Genomic DNA, 20,811 nt, shown 5'->3' with positions numbered 1-20,811 from the left:
TGTCCCCTTGTGTGTTCGGTTCTCGATATTCAGTGGTGTGCTTGGTGGTGCCGCTGGCTGAGTTGTCAGTCCAGGCGGTTTTCGTCGGGCTGGGGTCCGTCGACCGGCGGGCCCGTCGGCACTGCGGGGCCGTCCCGGTAATGGCTGTTGTGGCGGCCGGGTTCGGGCACGTCGCTGCGCAGCCCGAGCCGGTTCCCGTCGAAGGTCAGCGGCAGCAGCGGCACATCCACCCTTGCACCTGTCGGCAGCCCGGTGTGGGCGAGCGCTCCGGAGGCCACAAGGTGCGGGTCGTCGGTGAGGTCGGCCGGGGTGTTGACCGGAGCGACGGGCAGGCCGCGCCGGGTGCACTTGTCTTCGATCTCGGCCAGGCTCAGCTGTGACAGTGCCTGCTGGAGCTCGCGATGAATACGGTCGCGCTGGTCGACTCGGCCCTGGTTGGTCAGCATGTCCGGGTCGGCGGCCAGCCCCGTCAGTCCGAATTCGTCGCAGAGGTCGCGCCACTGCCCGTCGGAGACGGCGGCGACGAAGACCTGGTTGTCATCAGCATCGCGGAAGATGTCATAGACGGCCCAGGTTGCTTGCCGGGTCGGCATCGGGCGGGGTGGTTCGCCGCTGATCTGGGATTGAGCCATGTGCGTGCCGACGAGGAAGGCGTTGTTCTCGAACAGTGCGGAGTTGATGAGTTTTCCGCGGCCCGTGGTTTCGCGCACCCGCAGTGCGGACTGGATGCCGATGACTCCGAACATTCCGCCCATGATGTCGTTGACGCTGGCTCCGGCGCGCAGCGGCTGGCCGGGTGGACCGGTCATATACGCCAATCCCCCGAGCATCTGGACGACCTCGTCGAGGGCGGCGCGGTTCCCGTAGGGGCCGGAGAGGAATCCCTTGAGTGAGCAGTAGATGAGTCCGGGGTTGCGGGCCGAGAGCTCCTCGTATCCGAAGCCGATCGATTCCATCTTCCCGACGCGGAAGTTCTCAAGCAGGACATCGGCGGAATCGATGAGGTCGAGGACACGGTCACGGTCGGCCGCCTCGGCGATATCGAGTTGGACGCTGTGCTTATTGCGGTTGAACGCGGGGAACAGCCCGGATCCGGACCCGGGCAGGTAGCGGGTCTTGTCGCCGGCTCCGCGGGGTTCGATCTTGATGACCTCGGCGCCGAGGTCGGCGAGGATCATCCCGCAGCTGGGACCCATGACCATGTGGGAGAACTCGATGACGCGGATGCCTTCGAGCGGCAGCGGTTCGGGGGTCGTTGCCTGGGTCTGTTCGGCGGTCATGTGGGAAGTCATTTCAGACCTTCGCCGAGGCGGCCGCGAACCGGTCGTCGAAGACCGCGGGGGTCGCGGGGATGTCCGACAGGCTCGAAGTCAGGTCGTGTCCGACGGCGGCGATGAGGGGGTCGCGCACCTCGGTGAGCGCCTCGACGTCGACGCCGGTGGCCACGCCCTCGCGGTGGAGGAGGTGGACGAGGTCGTCGGTGCCGATGTTGCCGGCGGCGCCCGGGGCGAAGGGGCAGCCGCCGAGTCCGCCCATGGCCGCGTCGAAGTTCGCGATCCCCAGCTCGAGGGCGGCGATGACGTTGGCCATGCCGAAGTTGTAGGTGTCGTGGAGGTGGAGGTTGACCGGTTTGCCGGGGAAGGCGTCGAGAACCGCCGAGGTGTTGCGGCGGACCAGCGATGGGTTGGCGTTGCCGATGGTGTCGGCCACCCCGACGCCGTGGGCTCCGGCGTCGACGAAGGGACGGAGGACCTCGACGAGGTGGTCAGCCTCGGTGATCCCGTCGAAGGGGCAGATGAAGCTCACGGCGGTCGTGATGTCGAAGCGCAGTCCCCGGTCACGGGCGAAGACGGCGGCGTCCATGAGGCGGTCGGAGGCCTCGGCGATGGAGGCATCGGAATTCGCTTTCGAGTGTCCTTCGGAGGCCGAGAGCACGAGTTTGATGTTCTTCGCCCCGGCGTCGACGGCCCTTTGGGCGCCTTTGAGGTTGAAGACGAGGGTGAAGAACTCGACCCCGTCGGCCTCGTGTGGTGCCAGACGGCGCAGCAGTTCGTCGGTGTCGGCCATCTGCGGGACCTTCTTCGGATTGACGAAGGAGCCGACCTCGATGTGTTTGAGTCCCGAGCCGATGAGTTTCTCGGCCAGGGCAACCTTGACTTCGGTGGGCACGATGGCTTCTTCGATCTGCAGCCCGTCGCGCAGAGTGGTGTCGAGGATATCGACGGAAGTGGGCCGGACCATGGGACTCCTTCACGCAGGCTCCCGCTGAACGGGAAACGATTCGTCGCCGCGCGACCATGCGCGACTCCACTCTCGTTATATAACGCGCTCAGTCCAGGTAACAGACTTTGTTCGGCATATGAGAGGTCGGGGAGAATTGCCTGTGTTCATTCCCGTCTATCGGGACGCTAGGTTCTTCGGCCGGTATGTCTGGATCGCGTGGCCTGCTTCGAGTTCGCTGCGGTCGACGAGCTCCAGGTCGACGACGTCACTCAGACCCGCGAAGAGGTACGGTCCGTGGCCGGCGATGCAGGGGTGGATGACGAATTCGAATTCGTCGATGAGGCCGAGTTCGGCGAGCGCGAGCGGCAACGTCACTCCCCCGACTGCGAGTCCCGTCACGGATTGTTCCTTGAGCTCGCGGACGGCGGTGGCGAGGTCGCCGCGGATGAGTTCGGAGTTCCAGTCGACGCTGTCCAAGGTGCTCGAGACGACGTATTTGCGGGCCGGGCCGATGGCCGCAATGAACGGGTCGAGGTCCTTTTCCGGGGTCGTGTCACCTTCGGGCCGGCGCCAGGCGTCTTCCATCATCTGGTAGGTGATGCGACCGAAGATCAGCCCGTCGGCACGCTTGAGATTGTTCGCATGATGGCGATGGAAATCATCGCTGATGACTCCCACGCGATGATCACAGCAGCCGTCGACGGTGACGTTGATCGAGTACCTCAGCTCGCCCATGGCATAAGAGTAGACCTGGGCGGGCACTGCTGGAAGAGTCAATTCCCGCTGGCGTCGGCATCCCCAGCCAACCTCATGTGCAGGATCGGATAGGGCCGCCCGGCTTCATCGGTCTCACTGCGTCCGATCATTTCGAACCCCTGGTGCCGGTAGAACTCCAGCGCTGAGGTGTTCTGTTCATTGACGTCGACCGTGGTCACATCCTCGTGTTCGATCGCATAGTCAATCAGCGCGGAGCCGATCCCCCGGCCCCGTTCACCAGCGTCGATGAAGAGCATCGCGAGGTCTCCGTCGACGACCCCGCAAAACCCTACGGCTCGGCCGTCCAATTCAGCGACGGTGAGTCTCACGGCCGGAAAGTAGTCCGCAGCCAGATGCTTCTCGATCTCGTCCCGGTCGTCGTCGGACAGAAAATCATGCGTGGCGTCGACAGCGCTGCGCCAGATCGCCACAAGGGCAGGGACGTCAGAGCACCCGGATGCGGGCCGAAGCCTGAGGGCTGTCATATCAGTCCGTGTCTTTGGCGGCACCATCGACGTTCCCCTCCGAGTCGGCACCGAAATCCGCCTCACCGCGTGCGGCCGAGGCGAGGCCCAGCCACGACAGCACCTCGTCGGTGTGTTCGCCCAAGTCGGGCCCGAGGTGGTCGATCGCGATCGATTCACCGCCGATGACCGGAGTGATTCCCGGGAACGCGACGTCCTCCAGGACCTCCTCGCCGGTGGACACGTCGAGGTTCTGGATCATTCCGCGTGCGGCGAGCTGCTCATCGGCGACGAGGTCTTCGGCCGTGTAGATGGGCCCGGCCGGAACACCGACTTCTTCCAGGGCCCCGACGACGTCCTCAACTGAACGCTCGGCGCACCACTCGCCGATCGCCTCATCGAGTTCGTCGCGCCGTTGCCAACGGCCGGCATTCGTCTGCAGGTCGGCATCCTCGGCGAGATCGGGACGGTCGATCGCCGTCATCAGCCGCGGGAAGATGCCGTCCCCGTTGCCGGCGATGACCACGGATTTCCCGCCGGCGCAGAGGTAGCCGTTCGACGGCGCGATGCCCTCCATCCGACCGCCGGTGCGGGTGCGGACCTCGCCGAAAGCGGAGTAGTCGGGAACGAGGGATTCCATCACGGAGAACATCGCCTCATTGAGCGCGACGTCGACGGTCCGCTCCGACAGCGGACCCTTGCCTTCGAAGCCGTGCGCGGATCCGACGACCGCCTCGGCGGCTCCGGCGATCTTCTGCCGCTGTCGGTCGAAGAGCATCATCACGGCGCCGAAGGCCGCCTGCATGCCGGCGATCGAATCGCCGATCGAGATGCCCACGCGCACGGGTGGGCGGTCGGGATCGCCGACGAGTTCGCGGAAGCCCGAGTATCCTTCGGCGACGGCGGCGAATCCGGGGCGGGATGACATCGGTCCGGTCTGGCCGAAGGCGGAGATGCGCACGAAGACGAGGTCGGGGTTGGCGTCCTCGAGCACGTCGGGGCCGAGTCCCCACTTCTCGAGGGTGCCGGGGCGGAAGTTCTCGAGCAGGATGTCGCTGCGGCGGACGAGTTCGAGCACGGCCTCGCGTCCCTCGTCGCTGCGCAGGTCGAGCACGACGGACTTCTTGTTGCGGTTGATCGTGCGGTAGAGCATCGAGGTGTCGCCGGCTTTGAGCCGCCAGTTGCGCAATTCGTCGCCGGTGCCGGGGCGTTCGACTTTGATCACCTCGGCGCCGAAGTCCGCGAGCATCCGCCCGGCGGTGGGTGCGGCGATGTAGTTGCCGAGTTCGAGGACTCGCACACCGGAAAGGGGAAGTCGGTGCGTGCTCATGACGATGCTCCTAGTTGTGCGTGGTTCGGTTCTCCCATGGTGCCAGGTGTCGGCGCCATCGGCGCGGATATCCGCCGTCCGGGCGGTCGGACGGTCCACCTCCCCGAGGCGGTGCTCAGCTGTTCCGCAGCGTGACCTACGCGCGTTGACCGATGGATTCGGTCGAAGTCTCAGCCTGCGACCGACCGACCCCGGCACGCACGGCTTCGCAGACCGCAACGACGAGGATGTTGACGCCGAGGCCGATGATGCCTTCGCTGATCGCCCACGGCAGCGGCAGCCAGAACGTGTAGGAGATGACGACGATCAGCCCCGCCGCGAGACCGGCGATGATCGAGCGAACACTGAGACGACCGCGGAAGAAGAGAGCCGCGGCGATCGCCGGAGCGAGCTGGTCGAGGCCGGAGAAAGTCAGCAGCAGGAGGTTCGCCAGCAGGTCGGGCATGACGATGGCCAGCAGCAGCGACAGGGCAGTGGCGACAACGACGATGATCTGAGTCGCAGTGAACTGATGCCGTTCGGATCTGATCCGGAAGACATTGCGTGAAGCCAGGGTCGAGATGCCGATGAGCAGCGCGGCCGAGGGCACCATCGCCGTGGTGATTCCGGCGACGGCGAGGACTCCGATCACCCAATCGGGGAACATCTGTCCGGACAGGTGGAGCAGAGCCGAGTCGGCATCGGTGTTCCGACCGAGGATGACGACGGCCACGTAGCCGACGATGAGCGGCAGGACGATGAAGGTGTTGTAGATCGGCAGCCACAGGTAGTTCTGACGCAGCACCGCGGAGCTGCGGGCTGCGAGGATCGGCGGCCACATGTGCGGAAGAGTCACGAAGGCCACGCCGATGGCGCTGATCGCCATGTTCGAGATGTACCAGGGGATGCCGTATTCCTCTGTGCCGTGGACGCTCAGGAGGTCGGGCATGGTCGCAGCGACGGTGTCGAAGACGTTCGTGAATCCGCCGGTGAAATGGATGGGGATCGAGATGCACACGACGAAGAGCATGACGAGCATGAGCGCGTCTTTGAAGTACGCGGTCGTGGCCACGCCTCGCAGACCCGACCACAGGACGAAGGCGACGACGAGGATGAAAGCGATGACCATTGACCACACGCCCGTCGTTCGGTTACCGGTGACGAGTTGAACGATGAGGCCGAGTCCGGTGATCTGCAGCTGCAGGTAGGGCAGCAGAAAGATGACTCCGCAGATGCCTGCGATGACTCCGAGGGTGCGCGAGGAGTAGCTGTGTTCGAGGAAGTCGGCCTGTGTCAGGTGCCCGCGTGCTTTGGCCATGCGCCAGATCTTCGGGCCGATGAAGTAGAGGACCAGGTAGCCGAGGGGTACGTAGGGCATCGAGTAGAAGGCGGCGGCGCCTCCCGAGACCACGAGTCCGGCGGTACCGAGGAAGGTGAAGGTGGTGAAGGTTTCGCCGGCCTGAAGCAGCCAGGTCGTGGCCACGCCGAAGCGTCGGCCGCCGACGGTCCACTCGGAGAGGTCGGCATTGGGCTTCTTGCGTCCGATGAAACCGAGGATCGCGACGAGGACGATTCCGCCGAGGGTGACGATCTCGATAGTGCTCATCTCAGCCCTCCCGAGCGTTGTCGGGGTGTGCCTGTACTTCCGGTCGGTCTCCGACTTTGGCCGATTCGAGCCTCTCGGCTTCTTCGAGGGCAAGGTCGTCGAGGTGGCCCTGCCGTTCGAGATCGGGGCGGGTCTTCTCGATGATCAGGAGGATGCCGGTGACGAGGAGGCTGCCGGGTACACAGGTCCACCACAAGATGGTCGGCAGCCCGAGAAACAGATGTGGGCCGTTGAAAATCGGCAGCCATTGGAGGACGAAGGCGGCGATCACCGGAATGAGACAGAGAACCGCCCAGACCGTGACGCGACCTTTCGTCACCCGTCGTGTGTCGGAATCGGGTGTACTCATTGTGCCTCCCGCACTCGTTCGGCCGGTCTGCTCGGCCGGCGGTCCGACCACCATGGTCACGACCACGTCCATCTTCTCTCCACAATCGGTGCTGGACGGTGACGAAATGCCGCTGACAGCAAAGTCGCATTGAAAAGCTGCCTTGGCTGAACATCAGCTGCGGCTTGAGTGAACTTCGTGCAACATTCCTTGAACTCTATTGTCAGCCAGGCTCTGGGTACCGAAGACTGGCAATCGAGTCGCAGACAGCGATGATTCGTCACCGAATGAGGAGTTGGACATGGAATCGAACGATTTCGCAGGCAACAACGACAGCGGTCAGAACGACTTCGGCAATGAGCAGCAGAGCGGTCCCGAGGGACAGCAGCGCGGCTTCGGCGATCAGGGTGGCCAGCAGGGCCAGTCGGGCCAGCAGGAGCAGGGTGGCTTCGGCGGCCAGAATCAGCAGGCCCAGGGCGGCCAGGAACAGGGCGGCTTCGGGGGCGACGACCGCGGTCAGCAGGAGCAGGGCGGCTTCAGCGGCGGCCAGGAACAGTCCGGCGGCTTCGGCGGAGCCAACGACCGCGAACAGGGCGGCCAGCAGGGTCAGTCGGATCAGCAGGAGCAGGGCGGCTTCGGCGGCCGGGATCAGGCCCAGGGTGGCTTCGGTGGCGAGCAGGGCGGCTTCGACGAGAACCGCTGATCTCAGCCCTCACCTGATCCGGCGTCATCGTTGAGACGCCGATCCGCAAACACAAGCGGCGCACCAGACATCGGTGCGCCGCTTCGTGCATTCACTCCGTGACGGTCACGATCTGTCGGTGTCGGCCGAGGCCCTCGAGCTCGATTTCGACGACGTCGCCGTCGACCAGGTACGGGTACTGCCCCGACAGCGCGACGCCCTGCGGTGTGCCGGTGAGGATGACGTCGCCCGGTTCGAAGGCCATCGCCTGGCTGAGCTGGAAGATGATCTCGCCGACGGAGAAGATGAGGTCACTCGTCGACGAATCCTGCCTGGCTTCGCCGTTGACCCAGCTGCGCAGGCGCAGGTTGCCGGGGTCCACCTCGGCGGCGGGGCGGATCCACGGCCCGAGCGGGGTGAACCCGGGCAGATTCTTCCCTTTCGACCACTGGCCCCCGGACTCCTCGATCTGCAGTCGGCGTTCGGACAGATCGTTGCCGAGCACATACCCGGCGACGTGATTGAGTCCTTCCTCCGCCGAGGCGGCCCTGAAGGTCCGTGATCCGATGACCACTCCGAGTTCGACCTCCCAATCAGCTTTCGTCGCATACGGCGGCAGTTCGATCGGATCATTGGGCCCGGCGATGGTCGAGGGCATCTTGAAGAAGATGACGGGTCGCTCGGGAGGTTCGGCTCCGGCCTCACGAGCATGCGCTGCATAGTTCATGCCCACGCACACGATGGCAGAAGGTCGGGTCAGCGGCGCGCCGATGCGCTTCTCATCAGCACCGTGGAGCGGCTTGAGGTCCCCAGCATCAAGCGCGCTTCGGACGCGCCCGATGCCGTCGGCGGCGAAGAAGTCCGGGTCGATGTCATCGGTCAGCGGGCGTAGGTCGAAGCAGACTCCGTCGTGGCGGACTGCCGGAATCTCGTGTCCGATCGGTCCCAGTCGCAGCAGTTCCATGCGGTTCCTCTCTACTAGCTCTCGGCCACGTCGTTGTGACCTGTCGCCAGGCTAGCGAGACTGTCTGCGCTAATTTGGAACTGTTCAAGCATTGCACACCCGTGGTCCTCGCTATTCGACACGCAGGAGCTCACAGATGCGAATTTGAGGTAACCACCGACCAACGACAATCATGTACGCCCCCCCCGTATCAGCGACTATAGGATGGCGTGCGCTACGGTAGCCCCGAGATAGACGGAGTCAATGACCTGTCACTTCACATTCCAGACTGAACTCGATCAATTGCCGGATGCAAAACTGGTGTGTCTCACACAGCAGCCTCGAACTCTCGTCGGAGTCGCGACACCTCTTCCGGCTTCCAATCAGGGCCCGACGGCGTGGACGCGATGAGCAGCCGCGTGTAGGCGTGCTGTGGGTCTCCGAGCACCTGTTCAGTCGGGCCGCGCTCGACGAGCACCCCACGATGGAGCACCATCACCTCATCGCAGATCGACTCGACGACCCCGAGATCGTGACTGACGAACAGAGTCGTCAAACCCATCTCAACCGAAAGCTCACGCAACAGGTCGAGCACCTGCGCCTGCACAGAGACGTCGAGAGCCGATACCGCCTCATCGAGGACCAGCACCTTCGGCTGCACCGCCAGCGCCCTGGCGATCGCTGCCCGCTGGCGCTGCCCGCCGCTGAGTTCGTGCGGTCTGGCAGCAGCGACGCGGCCGTCCAACCGCACTCGGTCGAGCAGATCCGTCGCCGCCTGGCGGCACTCTCTGCCATCTCCGAACCCATGGATGCGCATCGCTCTGATTAGGGACTCGCTGATCATGACTCGAGGGTCGAGCGAACCGCCGGGATCTTGGAACACCATCTGCACGGACCGCGCCCGCGCCAGTCGTTCCGCTCTGCCCCGTGCCCGATGTGATCGCTCGTGACCGTCGATGATGATCGATCCGCCGTCAGCGGCCTCGAGTCCCATGAGGATTCTGGCGATCGTAGACTTCCCGGAGCCCGACTCCCCGACGAGCCCCATCGTCCGCCCCTGCTCCACCGAGAACGACACGGCGTCGCAGGCGGTGACTCCGGTGCCACCGCCCGGTGCTGGGAATGTTTTCGACAGGTCTCTGACTTCGATCATCGCGTTCCTCCAAGAATCGGCGTTGCCTGCAGTAGTCCTCTGGTGTAGGGATCTTCCGCGGTGTCGAAGAGATACCGACCGGCCAGACTCTCCACCACGCGACCGCCGTGCATGACGGCCACCGTGTCGCACATGGAGGCGGCCAGATGCAGGTCGTGGGTGACGAACATAACGGCCAGATTCCTGCTTCGCTGCTGTTCGGCGATGAGTCCGAGCACCTCGGCCTGAGTCGAGACGTCGAGCGCGCTCGTAGCCTCGTCGGCGAGGATGAGGCGAGGGTCGGCCATGAGACCGGCTGCGATGACCACACGCTGGAGCATGCCGCCCGAGAGTTGATGCGGAAACTGACGCAGACAGCGACCGGGGTTGCGGATGCCCACCGCGGTGAGCATGGTCTCCGCCTTGTCCAGCGCCGTGGCGCGGTCAACTCCTCGCACCCGGACGAGACGTTCGCACATCGACGGCCCGATCCGCCGAACCGGATTGAGCGAATTCCGCGGATCCTGCTGAATCAAAGCGACCTGCTCGGCCCGAAGCTTCCGCAGCGCGCCCGGTCTCGCACCGTACACGTCGGTGCCGCAGACCTCGACCGAACCACGCACCCTCGCACTGTCTCCGAGCAGACGCAGGGCTGCGCGGATCGTTGTCGACTTGCCCGATCCGGATTCTCCGACGAGCCCGAGAGTCTCCCCCTGTGGCAGTTCCAGCCCGACTCCGGAGAGCACCTGAGTACTGCTGCCCTCGGCGACATAGTCGACGTCGAGGCCACTGACCTTCAACGCAGCACCGATCATCGACGCGCTCCCCTCACTCATGCTATCGCTCATTTCCGCACCACCAATCTGTCCGCGAGGCGTACCCCGACGATGTTGACTGCCACCACGACAGCAGCAATCGCGATGCCCGGGACGAACGTCGGCAGGAAGTGCCCCTGGATGATCGCGTCCTGTCCCTCCTGCACCATGAGCCCCCACTCGGAACTCGGCGGCTGCGCACCGAAGCCCAGATAGCTGAGCGTAGCCAGACTCATCAAGGTCTCACCGAAGAGGACAACGAGGTAGCCGAGCAGTGCCGGCGCAATGTTGGGCACGATCGCGGTGATCGCGATTCGGACCCCGCCCAGTCCCAAGGTTCGATAGGAGTCGACATAGGGTCGGGCGATCTCCTGCAGAGCCAACGAGCGCGAATACTTGGCAACGACGGGCGCGTAAGCCAGCCCCAGAGCGACGATCGCCGTGATCGGGGAGCTGCCGAACACTGCAATAACGAGCACGACGAAGAGCAGCCCGGGAAATGCGAACATCACGTCGGTCACACGGGCGAGCAGCGCATCGACCCAGCCGCCGCACCAGGCGGAGCAGACACCGATCGACACACCGATGACGGCGGCGATGGCCAGAATCCCCACGGGACCGAACAGGCTCGCCCGAGCGCCGTGGATCGTACGGGCGAAGAGGTCGCGCCCGAGCTGGTCGGTGCCCAGCCAATGTGCGGCGCTCGGATTCGACCACACCGCGGAGAAGTCAACCCGGCTCGGGCTGGTCGGAATGATCAACGAGGCGAAGAGTGCGCCGAAGATCACGAGCACGAGGAACGCCCCGGCAGAGCCGACCAGCACCTTCGACAGGCTCCTGGCCGCCATGAAGCGCGAGAGGGGCCCGCGCAGCCGCGGCGCGTCCGCGATCCCCCGGCGGTCAGCCCGGACCTCACCGCGAGGTGCCTTTGAATCCGGATGGTTCACGCGTTCGGAACTCGTTTCCGTGTGCATCATGCCACCGTCCTTCCGGTCGTGACGCGGGGGTCGATGAGCGGGTGGAGCAGGTCGACGAGAGTTGTCACGACCATATAGGCGATGACCATGATGAGCAGCGTCGCCTGCACCACGGGGAAGTCGTGCGAATTGATCGAATCGACGAGGAGGGAACCGATGCCGGAGAGGCCGAACACCGTTTCTACGGCGACGGTGCCCGCGATCATGCTGGCCACGATGAGCGAGACCATCGTGAGGATCGGTCCCCAGGAGTTGCGCAGGACATGTCCCGTCACCACCGACGCCTCGCCGAGCCCGTAGGCTCGGGCCGCTTCGACGTGGTCGAGCCCGAACTGCTCGATCATCGACTGCCTGGTGACCCTACTGACGATGGCAACGGCACCGATGGCCATGGCCAGTGCCGGCAGAAACAGATGGTGGAGGGTCGAGAGGAACCCGGTCCCTGCCCCGGCGACCGGAAACCATCCCAACCACACGGAAAAGACGGCGACAAAGCCGATTCCGGCGACGAAGGAGGGGACGCTTGCCAACAGCGTCGTTCCGCCGACAACCACCGAATCGATCGCGCGCCCACGCTTCATCGCCGAGGCAACTCCGAGTCCGATGCCGATGATCGCCAACAGCACCGTCGAGATCGCGACCAGAGTCAAACTCGTCGGAACCCGCGAGGCGATGAGCATCGCCACGGGCTGGTGGTAGAGGTACGAGGTGCCGAGATCACCGGTGAACACTCCCGAGAGCCAGTACCAGTACTGGACGAAGAATGGCTGATCCAAGTGATACTGCGCCTCCACCTCGGCAATGCGTTCGGGGGTGATGTTCTCCGGGTTGCCGATGAGGACGGTTACCGGGTCTCCCGGGGCCGCGTGCATAGCCCCGAAGATGATGAATGAGGCGATGAGGATCGTGATGATCGCACTCAGTAAGGTGCGTGCTGCGCCTTTCATTCTCCGGCTCCTTCCGCGGCACCGAGGTCGGCCGCCCAGGGATAGTAGAGGAACGCCGCCGAGGCGGGTGCGCCGGTGACGCCCGCCCCCGTCACAAGGGTCGACGGCGACTCAACGACGGGAATCCAGACCATGGCTTCGTTCCATCTCCTCTGGAGGTCGATCGTCAGCCGGGACCGTTCGGTGTCGTCGGTGGCGCCTTGAGCACGAGCCACGAGGTCGTCGTAGGCCGGGTCGGCGAACCCGGCGTAGTTGACCGAGGCCCCGGAGCCCCCGTTCTTATAGAAGCCGAGCGGGTCGGTTTTCGAGATGTAGTATTCGTCAATCCATAGATCCGCCTCGTCCCGCAGGTCCTCGTCTCCGTAGAAGTCTCCGTACTGACTGGCCGGCACGGTGCGGACCGTCGGTTCGAGCCCGATGGACTCCGCTGCCGAGAGCACGCCGTTGGCGATGACGTTGCGGGTCACATCGGCGCTGGAGGCGATGATGAGATCAGTCGGTGCCCCGTCCGACTTCGCCTCCTCGACGAGGTCGCGAGCAGCCTCCAGGTCGGTGTCCGTCGGTGTCGCAGGCACCTCGCGCAGCTGTTCGGCAGCCGCAGCGAATACATCCGTTTCAAAGCCCCAGGCTCCCGATCCGACCGGCGCCCGACCCGGTTGGGCGAGCCCGCCGAAGGCAGAGGTGTTGATCCCATCCCGCTCGAGGGCGAGGGACAGTGCCCGACGGACCCTCGGATCGGTGCCGGCTCCGCGAGCAGTGGGGATGAGTACCCAGGCGTTCGTGGCCGGTCCCTGCGTCACCGTCAAATCATCGTTGCCAAGCAGCGGGACGGCCGAGGACGCGGCGTCAAGATACGATCCATCGGCCTCCCCGGCCCGCAGCGAGTTCACCACTGCCGAGTCCTCGGCCCACCGGAAAGTGATCGTGTCGCTGAGCGCTGCCCGCTCAGGGTTCCAGTAATCGTCTGCCTTGGTCAGCGTCAGGCTCGTCCCTGCCTTCCAGGCTCCGACTTCGTACGGTCCGCTGCACGCGTCGGACGTGCCCGGTAGTCCGTACTGGTCGCCGTACTCCTCGATGACTGCCCGGTTCCAGACGATTCCGCCGTCACCTCCCAGCGCCTGGAGCAGAATGGCATCGGGCTGTGAGGTCTCGATCGTGACTTCGTGGTCGCCGGAGACCGTCATCCCCACGACATTGCCGTATTCGTCGGATTCGCCCGCGCCTTCGGCCGCGTGACGTTTGAGACTGTAGAGGACGTCGTCGGCGGTGATCGGTGTGCCGTCGTGGAAATGGGCGTCCTCGGTGATCGTGAGCACGAGATGGGTATCATCGGTCCACTTCGCCGAGGTGGCGAGTCCGGGTGCGAGCGAAAGATCCGGCTGGATCTGCATGAGACGTTCGCAGACGTTCGCCAGCACCGTGTCGTCAGCAGTCGAGGCGTCGATGTCGGGATCCAGCACGGAGGGTTCTTCGGCCAGCAGCCAGGTGAGCCCGTCCTTCCCCTTCGCGGCTGCCCCGGTGGTCGCGGAGAAGGGCACCTGCACTTCGGTGTTCGCACCCGGCCCGCAGGCACCGAGGAGGAGCGTCGACGCGAGCGCACCCGCGGTCCAGGCGCGGCGTCGTTGTCGCGTGGTCGTTCTCATTGCGGATCCACCTCCTGCGGATGGGCTCCGGGACCATCAAAGAGATTCCACGGGAGCAGTCGGTAGTCGTTCTCACACGGGGTTCCCTCGGCGATCCGATACTCTCCGGTGCTGAGGTCGACGCAGCTCGACAGCAGCGTCGACCACTGTCGGTAAGCTTCGCGGCGCTCATCGGGATGGGCACAGAGGGAATCGGGGAAGCCCCGGTGATCGGACATCGCCGTGCGCACCGCCAACACTGCCTCTGCGGGAGTCTGCGTCCGGGCAACCTCGGCGAGGCGACTCTGGGCCCGCGGCAGACGCACGAGGGAGTCGGCCGCGATCGGCCGGTAGCGGCCGGCGAGGGCTGCGGGAAGCTCGGCCTGATAATGGTTCGCGTGGACGAGGAGTCCGTGGTCGGGGTAGAGCCACCCGACGCCGTCCGGTGTGGTCTCCAGATCGATGCCGTAGCCGGAGCGATGGCCGAGCAGGGCGTTGCTCGCGATGTGGGGCCGAGTGTTGACAAGGACCTTGACGGCATCGGATATGGAGGCCTGATTGAGGACGAGTCTGCGGATGAAGGTCTGCGGCAGTCCGATGTCGGTGCCGAAACGCCCTCCGAGGCCGTTGGCGTTTAGTGCGATCCCGGCCGAATTCGCCCCGTGCCGACCGATCTGTCCGGCTTCGAGCTGCATAATGACCGTCGGCAGTGGATCCTGGACGACACGCAGGATGAGCGTCTGGTCACGGGTGGAGTGGCGCCAGTCCCAGTTCTGCCCGATGAGCGTGTGCCCGGCCGCACCTGTTGCGTCTCCGGTGAGGAAGAACGAGGTGCACCCGTCCACTGACTCTTCCTCGTGCGCATGGCTCAGTACCGATCGGGGCGATCCGAGGTCGTAGATGAACTCTCCGCGCACGTTGAGCGCAAGGATCTCGTTGGCGCCTTGACCCGCTCCTTCGGCGACTCCGCGCATCTCGGCCAGCAGCTCGGGGCAGACGGAGTCGATGAGCGGGTACCACTGGGCGACATATTCACAGACGGCATCCCAGGACATTCCGACCTGCTTCGAGAACGCCTCCTGGTAATAGGCGATCGCCTCGGCGATGAGGTCGCTCGCCTGCTCACCATACTGCCGCCCGCGCTCGGCCGGTGTGCCGCTGACTTCGATGATGCGCATCGAACCTGTGCTCATCAGAGCCCTCCGGAGATGTCCGGGGTAGCTACCATAGTCATGAATGCCCGCCTTTGGATCAGTTGTTACAGATTGGAGTATCTCTGAAATGAACGATACCGTAAGTGCTGATTCTGTAACAAGTGATACGAAGGGAGATTCCGCTTTGCACATCCTCCGAAGCCGGATCACCGACGCTTGGGAGTCGATGTCGAAGGCGGAGCGAACCGCCTGCAGCTTCCTCCTCAGGTCGACACCTGAACATCTGCTCTACGCCTCTGCGGCGACTTTGGGCAGCGAAAGCGGGACCAGCAATGCGACCATCGTGCGCACGTTCCAGAAGCTCGGCTACTCGGGTCTGTCCGACCTCAAGCGTGAACTCGCCGCCCCATTCACTGATTCCGTGTCACCGGAGGAACGACTCAAACAGAGGATCTCCCACCTCGGCGAGAGCTTCGACGAGTCGACGGCCTCAGTATGGACAGAGGCAGAGGAACTCATCGAACTCGCCCGCGGGACGCTGAGCAGCACCGAGACCTCGCGGAGCGTCGACATCATCGCGCGCGCTCGTCGGAGTTTCGTCTACGGAATCGGGCTCTCCTCAGTCGCCGCACTCCACCTGAGCCTGCGCCTACGCCGAGTTGGACTGGATTCGACACACCTAGTCGACGACGGCTTCCTGCTCGCCGATCAGCTGTTGCCGATAGGGGCGGATGATGTCCTCATCATGTTCGTCCCCGGCCGTCTGACTCCGGTCATCGATAGCATCGTCGAACATGCGCGGGCGCTCGGTTGCCCGATCGTGTTCGTCACCGATGAGCTCGGAGAGTCGATGCGCGACCGCACCGACGCCGTCCTCCAAGTGCCGCGCACACCTACGGGCATCAGCGACGAGAGCTTCATCGCACTCCTCGTCGCCGACATCATCATCCAAGGGATCGCCACTGTGGCCCCCGAGGCCGCACTCGGCGCCTCACATTCACTGAATAGGCTTAGACGCAGACTCGGCTACTGAATAGATTGAGCAACCTATGGCGGCCAGGAGCACCAAGATATCGCCAGAAATCCTCTCCCGCTCACACGGTCTGCTGGCGGATGTAATCGGCCTTCGCTCGACGGGGTACGACGACGATCGGCACCGGAGAGTTCTGCAGGATCCGCATCGCGTGGCTGCCGAGCGAGACTCGCTTGAGTGCACCCAGCCCGGAGGATCCGAGCATCATCACTTCCGGATGCTTCCACTCGACAGCGCCGAGCGCCGCGGCCCAATCGGCGCCGGTTCCCACGACGACGTCCGTCTCACCTGGCTTGATGTGCAGCTGCTCGATCGAGCACAGGATCTTGTCCGTGTCGCGCTGGACGGTCTTCGTCCATTCGTCGATGACGCGTGACTCCATGTCGAAGGGCACGTTCGCCGAGGCGACCACACGCGAACGCGGGGCGAACGAGGCGATGCGGAACGGCACGTCCGACTCCGCCGAAACCATCGCAGCACCAAGAATGAGATCCGCCGAGGTGGACGACCCCGAATACGCGGCAGTGATCCGCTCCAGCCGCGCCCCCGCAGGCGCTTCGAATCCGGCCGGGGCCAGGGCCACCGGCAGCCTGGCGCTGTGCAGCAGACCGTTCGACACCGACCCGAGCGCGATCTTGCCCGGCCTTCCTTCCGACGATGGTCCGACGACGAGGCGATAGGCATCGGTCTTCTCACACATCTCGAGCAGACCGCGCCGCGACGACCGCGCGGAATGGAGGACGCATTCGGACTCGATATCGCTGGGAATGAGCGCACGCGCCTCGTCGAGGGCCGCCTCGGCGACGGTGCGGAACCTGTTCTCGTACTGACTCTCGAAGTGCACGGGTGCCATCGGGAACGCAGCAGAGTCCACGGCGGTTGCGACGATCCGGCGCCGATAGGTGCGGGCGAGGACGATGCCCAGTTCGACGGCTGCGCGGTTGTCCTGACCTGGGGCAAGACCGACGACGATGCTCATTTGGCTCCTCCTGTGGAGTCCGGTCCGGGGGATTCGGGATTGGTGGGTCCCGCCTCGGCGAGCTGCTGGCCGAGGACGGAGGACTTACGGCCGAAGATGAAGTACAGGCCCAGGATAAAGGCGGTCCAGATGATGAAGACGACGATCGTGATGACCTGCAGGCTCGAGATGATCCAGAAGCAGCCGATGATCGAGAGCACCGGCAGGACGGGATAGAACGGGACCTTGAAGCCGCGTTCGAGGTTCGGTTCGCGCACGCGCAGGATGATCACGGCCAGGGAGACGACGACGAAGGCGACGAGGGTGCCGATCGAGGTCATCTCGGCGAGGAAGTTCAACGGGATGAAGCCGGCGAGGACCGCGATGACGGCGGAGACGACGATCGTGCCTTTGACCGGGGTGAGTGTGCGGGGATTGACCTCGCGGAAGAGCTTGGGCATCATTCCGTCGCCGGCCATTGTGAAGAGGATGCGGGACTGGCCGTAGATGGAGACCAGGGTGACGGAGAAGATCGAGATCACCGCGCCGGCGGCCACGACCGTGCCGGGCCACTGCGAGCCGACGATGTTCTCGAGGATCGCCGACAGGCCTGCGGTCTGTCCGTCGAATTTCTCCCACGGCTGGGCGGACAGGGCGGCGACGGCGACGAGGACGTAGACGGAGGTGACGATGATGAGGGCAGCGATGAGAGCTCGGGGCATCGTCTTCTTCGGGTTCTTCGTCTCATCGCCGGCCGTGGCGACAGCGTCCATGCCGACGTAGCTGAAGAAGATCAGACCCGAGCCGGCGACGACTCCGGAGATGCCGAACGGAGCGAAGTCGGCGAAGTTATTCGAGTCCCAGCCGGTGACGCCGACGCAGATGAAGAAGATGAGCACGCCGATCTTGAGGCAGACCATGATCGCATTGACGACGATGGATTCGCCGGTGCCGCGCACCAGGAGGAAGCAGCACATCGCCAGCAGCAGGATGGCAGGCAGGTTGACGATGCCGCCTTCTTCCGGCGCGTAGGCCAGGGCGTGCGGGATCTGGAATCCGAAGAGATTGAACAGCAGCTGGTTGACGTACTGCGACCAGCCGACCGCGACGGCCGCACCGGCGACTCCGTATTCGAGGAGGAGACACGCGGCCACCCCCATCGCCGGCAGTTCGCCGAGGGTCGCGTACGCATAGGAGTAGGAGGAACCGGAGACGGGGACGGATCCGGCGAGCTCGGCGTAGCAGATGACCGCGAGGCCGGCGACGGCGCCGGCGATGACGAATGACCAGATCACGGCGGGTCCCGCCACCGGAACGGACTCGGAGAGGATGAAGAAGATGCCGGTGCCGATGGTTGAGCCGACGCCGACCATCGTCAGCGAGAACAGCCCGATCGTGCGTTTGAGATCGGTCTCGACGTCTTCCTTCTGCCGCGGAACCGGTTTGATCCGGAACAGCTGCTGTCGCAGTGTGGGCATGTTCATCTCCAGACTTCATCGTCTTACTTGCCTGTCGGCGGAGCCCGTCGCGCACCGGTCAGGTGCGCTCGCTGCTCGCCGCTACTGAGACCATACGACAGACTGCGCGGTCCGATTCGGTTTCTACCGGAATTCATCGGTGCGAAATCCGTCGCCTCTCGCCGAGGCGGCCCCGACCCTGCGCACGTCACTGCAGGTGGAGCACGAGATACGCTCCAACGAATACTTTATTCAACTAAATGGTTGACTTACGAGAACTGGCAGACATACCCTTTTATCAACCCATTGGTTGAATGATTGTTTCGATTCAGATTCACAGGAGGCTCAAGTGGCCGATCAGCTGTCCAAGGTCTTCGCCGCTCTGGCCGACCCGACGAGGCGGGACATGGTGGCCAGACTCAGCGTCGCGGACTCGACGGTGAACGAACTCGCCGAACCCTATGACGTCAGCCTGCAGGCCGTATCGAAACATCTCAAGGTGCTCGAGGACTCCGGACTGGTCTCCCGCACCCGTGACGCCCAGCGCAGACCGGTCCACCTCGAAGACAATGTGTTCGATCTGATGACGAAATGGATCGAAAGATACAAGCAGCAGGCAGAGGAACGTTACCAACGCCTCGACGCGGTCCTCGAAGCGATGAACGCGGACGAGGAAGCGAACGACGCGGACTTCAGCGCCGCCTCGGCGGAGGGATCCGAGGACACATCATCCCACAGAAAATCACGCAAAGGAGCATGACATGACCACCACAGACACCGCAGCCGACTATTCGACTCTCAAGCTCGACGTCCCCGAGGGGGTGCAGACCGTCTCGATCACCCGCGATTTCGCCGCCTCACCGGACAAGGTGTTCCGGGCCCACGTCGACCCCGAACTGTTCGTCAAGTGGTGCGGACCGGACTCGATCACGAGCACGATCCGGGAATGGAATGCGACGACCGGCGGGAACTGGAGCTATGTTTCGACCGACGATCGCGGCGAGTACGCGTTCTTCGGCTCGTTCCACGAGGTGCGGGAGAACGAGCGCATCGTCCAGACCTTCACCTTTGAGGGATTCCCGGACGCGGTCAACCTCGAGATCCTCACACTCACGGACCTCGGCGACGGGCGGACACGGCTGATGTCGACCTCGATCTTCGACTCGCTCGAATCCCGCGACGGCATGGTCGCCTCCGGCATGGAGCACGGCATCGTCGAGGGCTACAACAAACTCGACCGCCTCCTCGTCGAGGCCTAATTACTACGTGACGGCGGCTCAGCAACCTGGCGCCAGGTTGCTGAGCCGCCGTCAGGTAGTTGTGGGGCGTTCGGACGACTTGGCGATGTACAGGCACAGCTCGTTGATGCCGATGAGGAAGACACCGGAGCCCAGCAGGGCTGCACCCGGGACCTCGTCCGCGAGGATCAGCAGGCTGATTCCCGCAACGACGAGCGGATAGCTCAATGCTGTCAGCAGCAGGGAGCGACGGGCGGGTTCCTGCAAGTTTCTGATCACCGTTCCAGTTGATGGGCTGGGCTGACTGGACCGTCATCACGTCCGACGAACCTTCAACGGGCGTCGTAACGGTGACGGGACCACTCAACAGTAGCGGGTCTCCGAGTCGATGTATCTCCCACAAAAGGATGAAATTCGCTCTCCAAGGCACCTGACGGCGGCTGAGCAACCTGGCGCCAGGTTGCTGAGCCGCCGTCAGGTAGTAGTTAGGGGCGTTCGGACATGGTGGCGAAGTAGGAATCGCGGCTGCGGCGCACGTGTCGGGCCATTGTCTCGGCGGCTTGCTCGACCTGGCCAGCATCGATGGCAGCGATGATCTCGCGATGCTCCGGCCACGCCTGCGGGCCTCGGCGCATAAGGTTGAGCGAGTACAGCCACTCGATCTTGCCGGAGATCTGACGCAGCAGGCTGATGAACGACCGGCTCCTGCTGAGCTCGGCGACCGCGAAATGGAATCGCATATTCAGCACCGCGAGGTCTTCAAAGCGCTCATCAGCGATGACGGCGTCGCCGGCCTCGAGGATCTCGTTGATCTCTGCGCGGATCTCCGACCACTTCGCATCATGCTCGCCGCCGGCACTGAGCTCGGCGGCCCGGCGGGCGGCGCGCTTCGCGGTCGCCGATTCGAGCACGATGCGGATCTCGAACAGATCCTCGGCATCCTCGGCCGGTGAAGGCGCGACAACCGAACCGCTGAACTTCCGGGACTCGACGAGCCCATCGGCTTCGAGAGTTCGCAGCGCTTCCCGGATCGGAATCCGCGACACTTCGTAGCGTTCGGCCAGGGCGACCTCACGCAGCTTGGTCCCGGGCTCGAGCTTGCCCTTGATGATGTCGGTGCGGATCTGCGCGGCGACATCCAGTGGCGCATCGTGCGAATCAGCCATG

At 64.3% G+C, this 20,811-nt stretch carries 22 protein-coding genes; 4 read left to right on the top strand and 18 right to left on the bottom strand.

All coding sequences use genetic code 11. The annotated features are described in order from the left end of the window. Window positions 1-65 precede the first annotated feature (65 nt). From ACOZ9V_RS01175 to ACOZ9V_RS01145, 7 genes are all read right to left on the bottom strand, one after another. Entirely contained in the window at window positions 66-1,280 is a 1,215-nt protein-coding gene (locus ACOZ9V_RS01175; protein ID WP_181271070.1) for a CaiB/BaiF CoA transferase family protein, read from the bottom strand. Window positions 1,281-1,293: 13 nt separating this feature from the next. Further along, window positions 1,294-2,241, bottom strand: a complete 948-nt coding sequence (locus ACOZ9V_RS01170) for a hydroxymethylglutaryl-CoA lyase (RefSeq protein WP_181271071.1) — start codon at window positions 2,239-2,241, stop codon at window positions 1,294-1,296. A 156-nt stretch (window positions 2,242-2,397) separates the two neighbouring features. After that, on the bottom strand, window positions 2,398-2,958 hold the full coding sequence (locus ACOZ9V_RS01165; protein ID WP_181271072.1) for a dihydrofolate reductase family protein: 561 nt from the start codon (window positions 2,956-2,958) through the stop codon (window positions 2,398-2,400). Window positions 2,959-2,996: 38 nt separating this feature from the next. Beyond that, complete coding sequence (locus ACOZ9V_RS01160; RefSeq protein ID WP_180345552.1) at window positions 2,997-3,464, bottom strand: acetyltransferase; 468 nt, start codon at window positions 3,462-3,464, stop codon at window positions 2,997-2,999. 1 nt (window position 3,465) lies between these two features. Continuing rightward, window positions 3,466-4,773 carry a CaiB/BaiF CoA transferase family protein gene (locus tag ACOZ9V_RS01155; protein ID WP_181271073.1) on the bottom strand — a complete coding sequence of 436 codons (1,308 nt, stop codon included), beginning with the start codon at window positions 4,771-4,773 and terminating at the stop codon, window positions 3,466-3,468. A gap of 136 nt (window positions 4,774-4,909) precedes the next feature. Then, window positions 4,910-6,358 carry a sodium:solute symporter family protein gene (locus ACOZ9V_RS01150; protein WP_181271074.1) on the bottom strand — a complete coding sequence of 483 codons (1,449 nt, stop codon included), beginning with the start codon at window positions 6,356-6,358 and terminating at the stop codon, window positions 4,910-4,912. Window position 6,359: 1 nt separating this feature from the next. Then, window positions 6,360-6,707, bottom strand: a complete 348-nt coding sequence (locus ACOZ9V_RS01145; protein ID WP_181271075.1) for a hypothetical protein — start codon at window positions 6,705-6,707, stop codon at window positions 6,360-6,362. A 280-nt stretch (window positions 6,708-6,987) separates the two neighbouring features. Here ACOZ9V_RS01145 and ACOZ9V_RS01140 point away from each other — a divergent pair, with 280 nt between their 5' ends. Then, window positions 6,988-7,389, top strand: coding sequence for a hypothetical protein (locus ACOZ9V_RS01140; RefSeq protein WP_434592920.1), 402 nt, complete (start codon window positions 6,988-6,990; stop codon window positions 7,387-7,389). A 91-nt stretch (window positions 7,390-7,480) separates the two neighbouring features. On the opposite strand, the gene ACOZ9V_RS01135 is transcribed toward ACOZ9V_RS01140, so the two are convergent. The 7 genes from ACOZ9V_RS01135 to ACOZ9V_RS01105 all read right to left on the bottom strand — a co-directional run bounded on the left by ACOZ9V_RS01135 (window position 7,481) and on the right by ACOZ9V_RS01105 (window position 14,997). Further along, the gene (locus tag ACOZ9V_RS01135) at window positions 7,481-8,332 is read right to left on the bottom strand and encodes a fumarylacetoacetate hydrolase family protein (protein ID WP_434592917.1); all 852 of its coding nucleotides are present in this window, start codon (window positions 8,330-8,332) and stop codon (window positions 7,481-7,483) included. A gap of 307 nt (window positions 8,333-8,639) precedes the next feature. Continuing rightward, on the bottom strand, window positions 8,640-9,464 hold the full coding sequence (locus ACOZ9V_RS01130) for an ABC transporter ATP-binding protein (RefSeq protein WP_434592914.1): 825 nt from the start codon (window positions 9,462-9,464) through the stop codon (window positions 8,640-8,642). Further along, window positions 9,461-10,279 carry an ABC transporter ATP-binding protein gene (locus tag ACOZ9V_RS01125; RefSeq protein ID WP_434592911.1) on the bottom strand — a complete coding sequence of 273 codons (819 nt, stop codon included), beginning with the start codon at window positions 10,277-10,279 and terminating at the stop codon, window positions 9,461-9,463. The genes ACOZ9V_RS01130 and ACOZ9V_RS01125 overlap by 4 nt, the downstream gene beginning before the upstream one ends. Before the next feature lie 8 nt (window positions 10,280-10,287). After that, complete coding sequence (locus ACOZ9V_RS01120; RefSeq protein WP_248283877.1) at window positions 10,288-11,235, bottom strand: ABC transporter permease; 948 nt, start codon at window positions 11,233-11,235, stop codon at window positions 10,288-10,290. After that, complete coding sequence (locus ACOZ9V_RS01115; protein WP_139467808.1) at window positions 11,232-12,182, bottom strand: ABC transporter permease; 951 nt, start codon at window positions 12,180-12,182, stop codon at window positions 11,232-11,234. Before ACOZ9V_RS01115 ends, ACOZ9V_RS01120 begins: the two co-directional genes overlap by 4 nt. Then, window positions 12,179-13,825 carry an ABC transporter substrate-binding protein gene (locus tag ACOZ9V_RS01110; RefSeq protein ID WP_434592907.1) on the bottom strand — a complete coding sequence of 549 codons (1,647 nt, stop codon included), beginning with the start codon at window positions 13,823-13,825 and terminating at the stop codon, window positions 12,179-12,181. The genes ACOZ9V_RS01115 and ACOZ9V_RS01110 overlap by 4 nt, the downstream gene beginning before the upstream one ends. Then, entirely contained in the window at window positions 13,822-14,997 is a 1,176-nt protein-coding gene (locus ACOZ9V_RS01105; protein ID WP_434592904.1) for a C45 family autoproteolytic acyltransferase/hydolase, read from the bottom strand. The genes ACOZ9V_RS01110 and ACOZ9V_RS01105 overlap by 4 nt, the downstream gene beginning before the upstream one ends. 88 nt (window positions 14,998-15,085) lie before the next feature. Between ACOZ9V_RS01105 and ACOZ9V_RS01100 the strand changes: the two genes are divergently transcribed. Further along, complete coding sequence (locus ACOZ9V_RS01100; protein WP_434592900.1) at window positions 15,086-15,991, top strand: MurR/RpiR family transcriptional regulator; 906 nt, start codon at window positions 15,086-15,088, stop codon at window positions 15,989-15,991. A 61-nt stretch (window positions 15,992-16,052) separates the two neighbouring features. Here ACOZ9V_RS01100 and ACOZ9V_RS01095 read toward each other — a convergent pair whose 3' ends face one another. Beyond that, a complete protein-coding gene (locus ACOZ9V_RS01095) occupies window positions 16,053-16,970 on the bottom strand; it encodes a universal stress protein (protein WP_181271078.1) in 918 nt (305 codons plus the stop codon). Next, a complete protein-coding gene (locus tag ACOZ9V_RS01090; protein WP_139467803.1) occupies window positions 16,967-18,427 on the bottom strand; it encodes an APC family permease in 1,461 nt (486 codons plus the stop codon). Before ACOZ9V_RS01090 ends, ACOZ9V_RS01095 begins: the two co-directional genes overlap by 4 nt. 328 nt (window positions 18,428-18,755) lie before the next feature. Between ACOZ9V_RS01090 and ACOZ9V_RS01085 the strand changes: the two genes are divergently transcribed. Both ACOZ9V_RS01085 and ACOZ9V_RS01080 read left to right on the top strand, forming a co-directional pair. Beyond that, on the top strand, window positions 18,756-19,166 hold the full coding sequence (locus tag ACOZ9V_RS01085; protein ID WP_181271079.1) for an ArsR/SmtB family transcription factor: 411 nt from the start codon (window positions 18,756-18,758) through the stop codon (window positions 19,164-19,166). A gap of 1 nt (window position 19,167) precedes the next feature. Beyond that, a complete protein-coding gene (locus tag ACOZ9V_RS01080) occupies window positions 19,168-19,665 on the top strand; it encodes an SRPBCC family protein (protein ID WP_181271080.1) in 498 nt (165 codons plus the stop codon). A gap of 51 nt (window positions 19,666-19,716) precedes the next feature. Here the strand turns inward: ACOZ9V_RS01080 and ACOZ9V_RS01075 are convergent, their stop codons facing one another. Next, window positions 19,717-19,923, bottom strand: coding sequence for a hypothetical protein (locus tag ACOZ9V_RS01075; protein WP_434592894.1), 207 nt, complete (start codon window positions 19,921-19,923; stop codon window positions 19,717-19,719). A 206-nt stretch (window positions 19,924-20,129) separates the two neighbouring features. Beyond that, a complete protein-coding gene (locus ACOZ9V_RS01070; protein ID WP_434592892.1) occupies window positions 20,130-20,810 on the bottom strand; it encodes a GntR family transcriptional regulator in 681 nt (226 codons plus the stop codon). Between the last annotated feature and the right edge of the window lies 1 nt (window position 20,811).

It is taken from the genome of Brevibacterium sp. 1718 (genome assembly GCF_051131255.1).
Lineage (GTDB): Bacteria > Actinomycetota > Actinomycetes > Actinomycetales > Brevibacteriaceae > Brevibacterium > Brevibacterium sediminis.
This window is presented reverse-complemented; position numbering and strand designations above follow the sequence as displayed.

What these genes read in the sequence shown, in the direction of transcription:
- ACOZ9V_RS01175 (WP_181271070.1), bottom strand. Translation starts at nt 1,280, where the DNA reads ATGACCGCCGAACAGACCCAGGCAACGACCCCCGAACCGCTGCCGCTC.
- ACOZ9V_RS01155 (WP_181271073.1), bottom strand. Translation starts at nt 4,773, where the DNA reads ATGAGCACGCACCGACTTCCCCTTTCCGGTGTGCGAGTCCTCGAACTC.
- ACOZ9V_RS01130 (WP_434592914.1), bottom strand. Translation starts at nt 9,464, where the DNA reads ATGATCGAAGTCAGAGACCTGTCGAAAACATTCCCAGCACCGGGCGGT.
- ACOZ9V_RS01135 (WP_434592917.1), bottom strand. Translation starts at nt 8,332, where the DNA reads ATGGAACTGCTGCGACTGGGACCGATCGGACACGAGATTCCGGCAGTC.
- ACOZ9V_RS01125 (WP_434592911.1), bottom strand. Translation starts at nt 10,279, where the DNA reads ATGAGTGAGGGGAGCGCGTCGATGATCGGTGCTGCGTTGAAGGTCAGT.
- ACOZ9V_RS01115 (WP_139467808.1), bottom strand. Translation starts at nt 12,182, where the DNA reads ATGAAAGGCGCAGCACGCACCTTACTGAGTGCGATCATCACGATCCTC.
- ACOZ9V_RS01105 (WP_434592904.1), bottom strand. Translation starts at nt 14,997, where the DNA reads ATGAGCACAGGTTCGATGCGCATCATCGAAGTCAGCGGCACACCGGCC.
- ACOZ9V_RS01080 (WP_181271080.1), top strand. Translation starts at nt 19,168, where the DNA reads ATGACCACCACAGACACCGCAGCCGACTATTCGACTCTCAAGCTCGAC.
- ACOZ9V_RS01095 (WP_181271078.1), bottom strand. Translation starts at nt 16,970, where the DNA reads ATGAGCATCGTCGTCGGTCTTGCCCCAGGTCAGGACAACCGCGCAGCC.
- ACOZ9V_RS01150 (WP_181271074.1), bottom strand. Translation starts at nt 6,358, where the DNA reads ATGAGCACTATCGAGATCGTCACCCTCGGCGGAATCGTCCTCGTCGCG.
- ACOZ9V_RS01070 (WP_434592892.1), bottom strand. Translation starts at nt 20,810, where the DNA reads ATGGCTGATTCGCACGATGCGCCACTGGATGTCGCCGCGCAGATCCGC.
- ACOZ9V_RS01145 (WP_181271075.1), bottom strand. Translation starts at nt 6,707, where the DNA reads ATGAGTACACCCGATTCCGACACACGACGGGTGACGAAAGGTCGCGTC.
- ACOZ9V_RS01090 (WP_139467803.1), bottom strand. Translation starts at nt 18,427, where the DNA reads ATGCCCACACTGCGACAGCAGCTGTTCCGGATCAAACCGGTTCCGCGG.
- ACOZ9V_RS01120 (WP_248283877.1), bottom strand. Translation starts at nt 11,235, where the DNA reads ATGATGCACACGGAAACGAGTTCCGAACGCGTGAACCATCCGGATTCA.
- ACOZ9V_RS01165 (WP_181271072.1), bottom strand. Translation starts at nt 2,958, where the DNA reads ATGGGCGAGCTGAGGTACTCGATCAACGTCACCGTCGACGGCTGCTGT.
- ACOZ9V_RS01170 (WP_181271071.1), bottom strand. Translation starts at nt 2,241, where the DNA reads ATGGTCCGGCCCACTTCCGTCGATATCCTCGACACCACTCTGCGCGAC.
- ACOZ9V_RS01100 (WP_434592900.1), top strand. Translation starts at nt 15,086, where the DNA reads ATGAACGATACCGTAAGTGCTGATTCTGTAACAAGTGATACGAAGGGA.
- ACOZ9V_RS01110 (WP_434592907.1), bottom strand. Translation starts at nt 13,825, where the DNA reads ATGAGAACGACCACGCGACAACGACGCCGCGCCTGGACCGCGGGTGCG.
- ACOZ9V_RS01160 (WP_180345552.1), bottom strand. Translation starts at nt 3,464, where the DNA reads ATGACAGCCCTCAGGCTTCGGCCCGCATCCGGGTGCTCTGACGTCCCT.
- ACOZ9V_RS01140 (WP_434592920.1), top strand. Translation starts at nt 6,988, where the DNA reads ATGGAATCGAACGATTTCGCAGGCAACAACGACAGCGGTCAGAACGAC.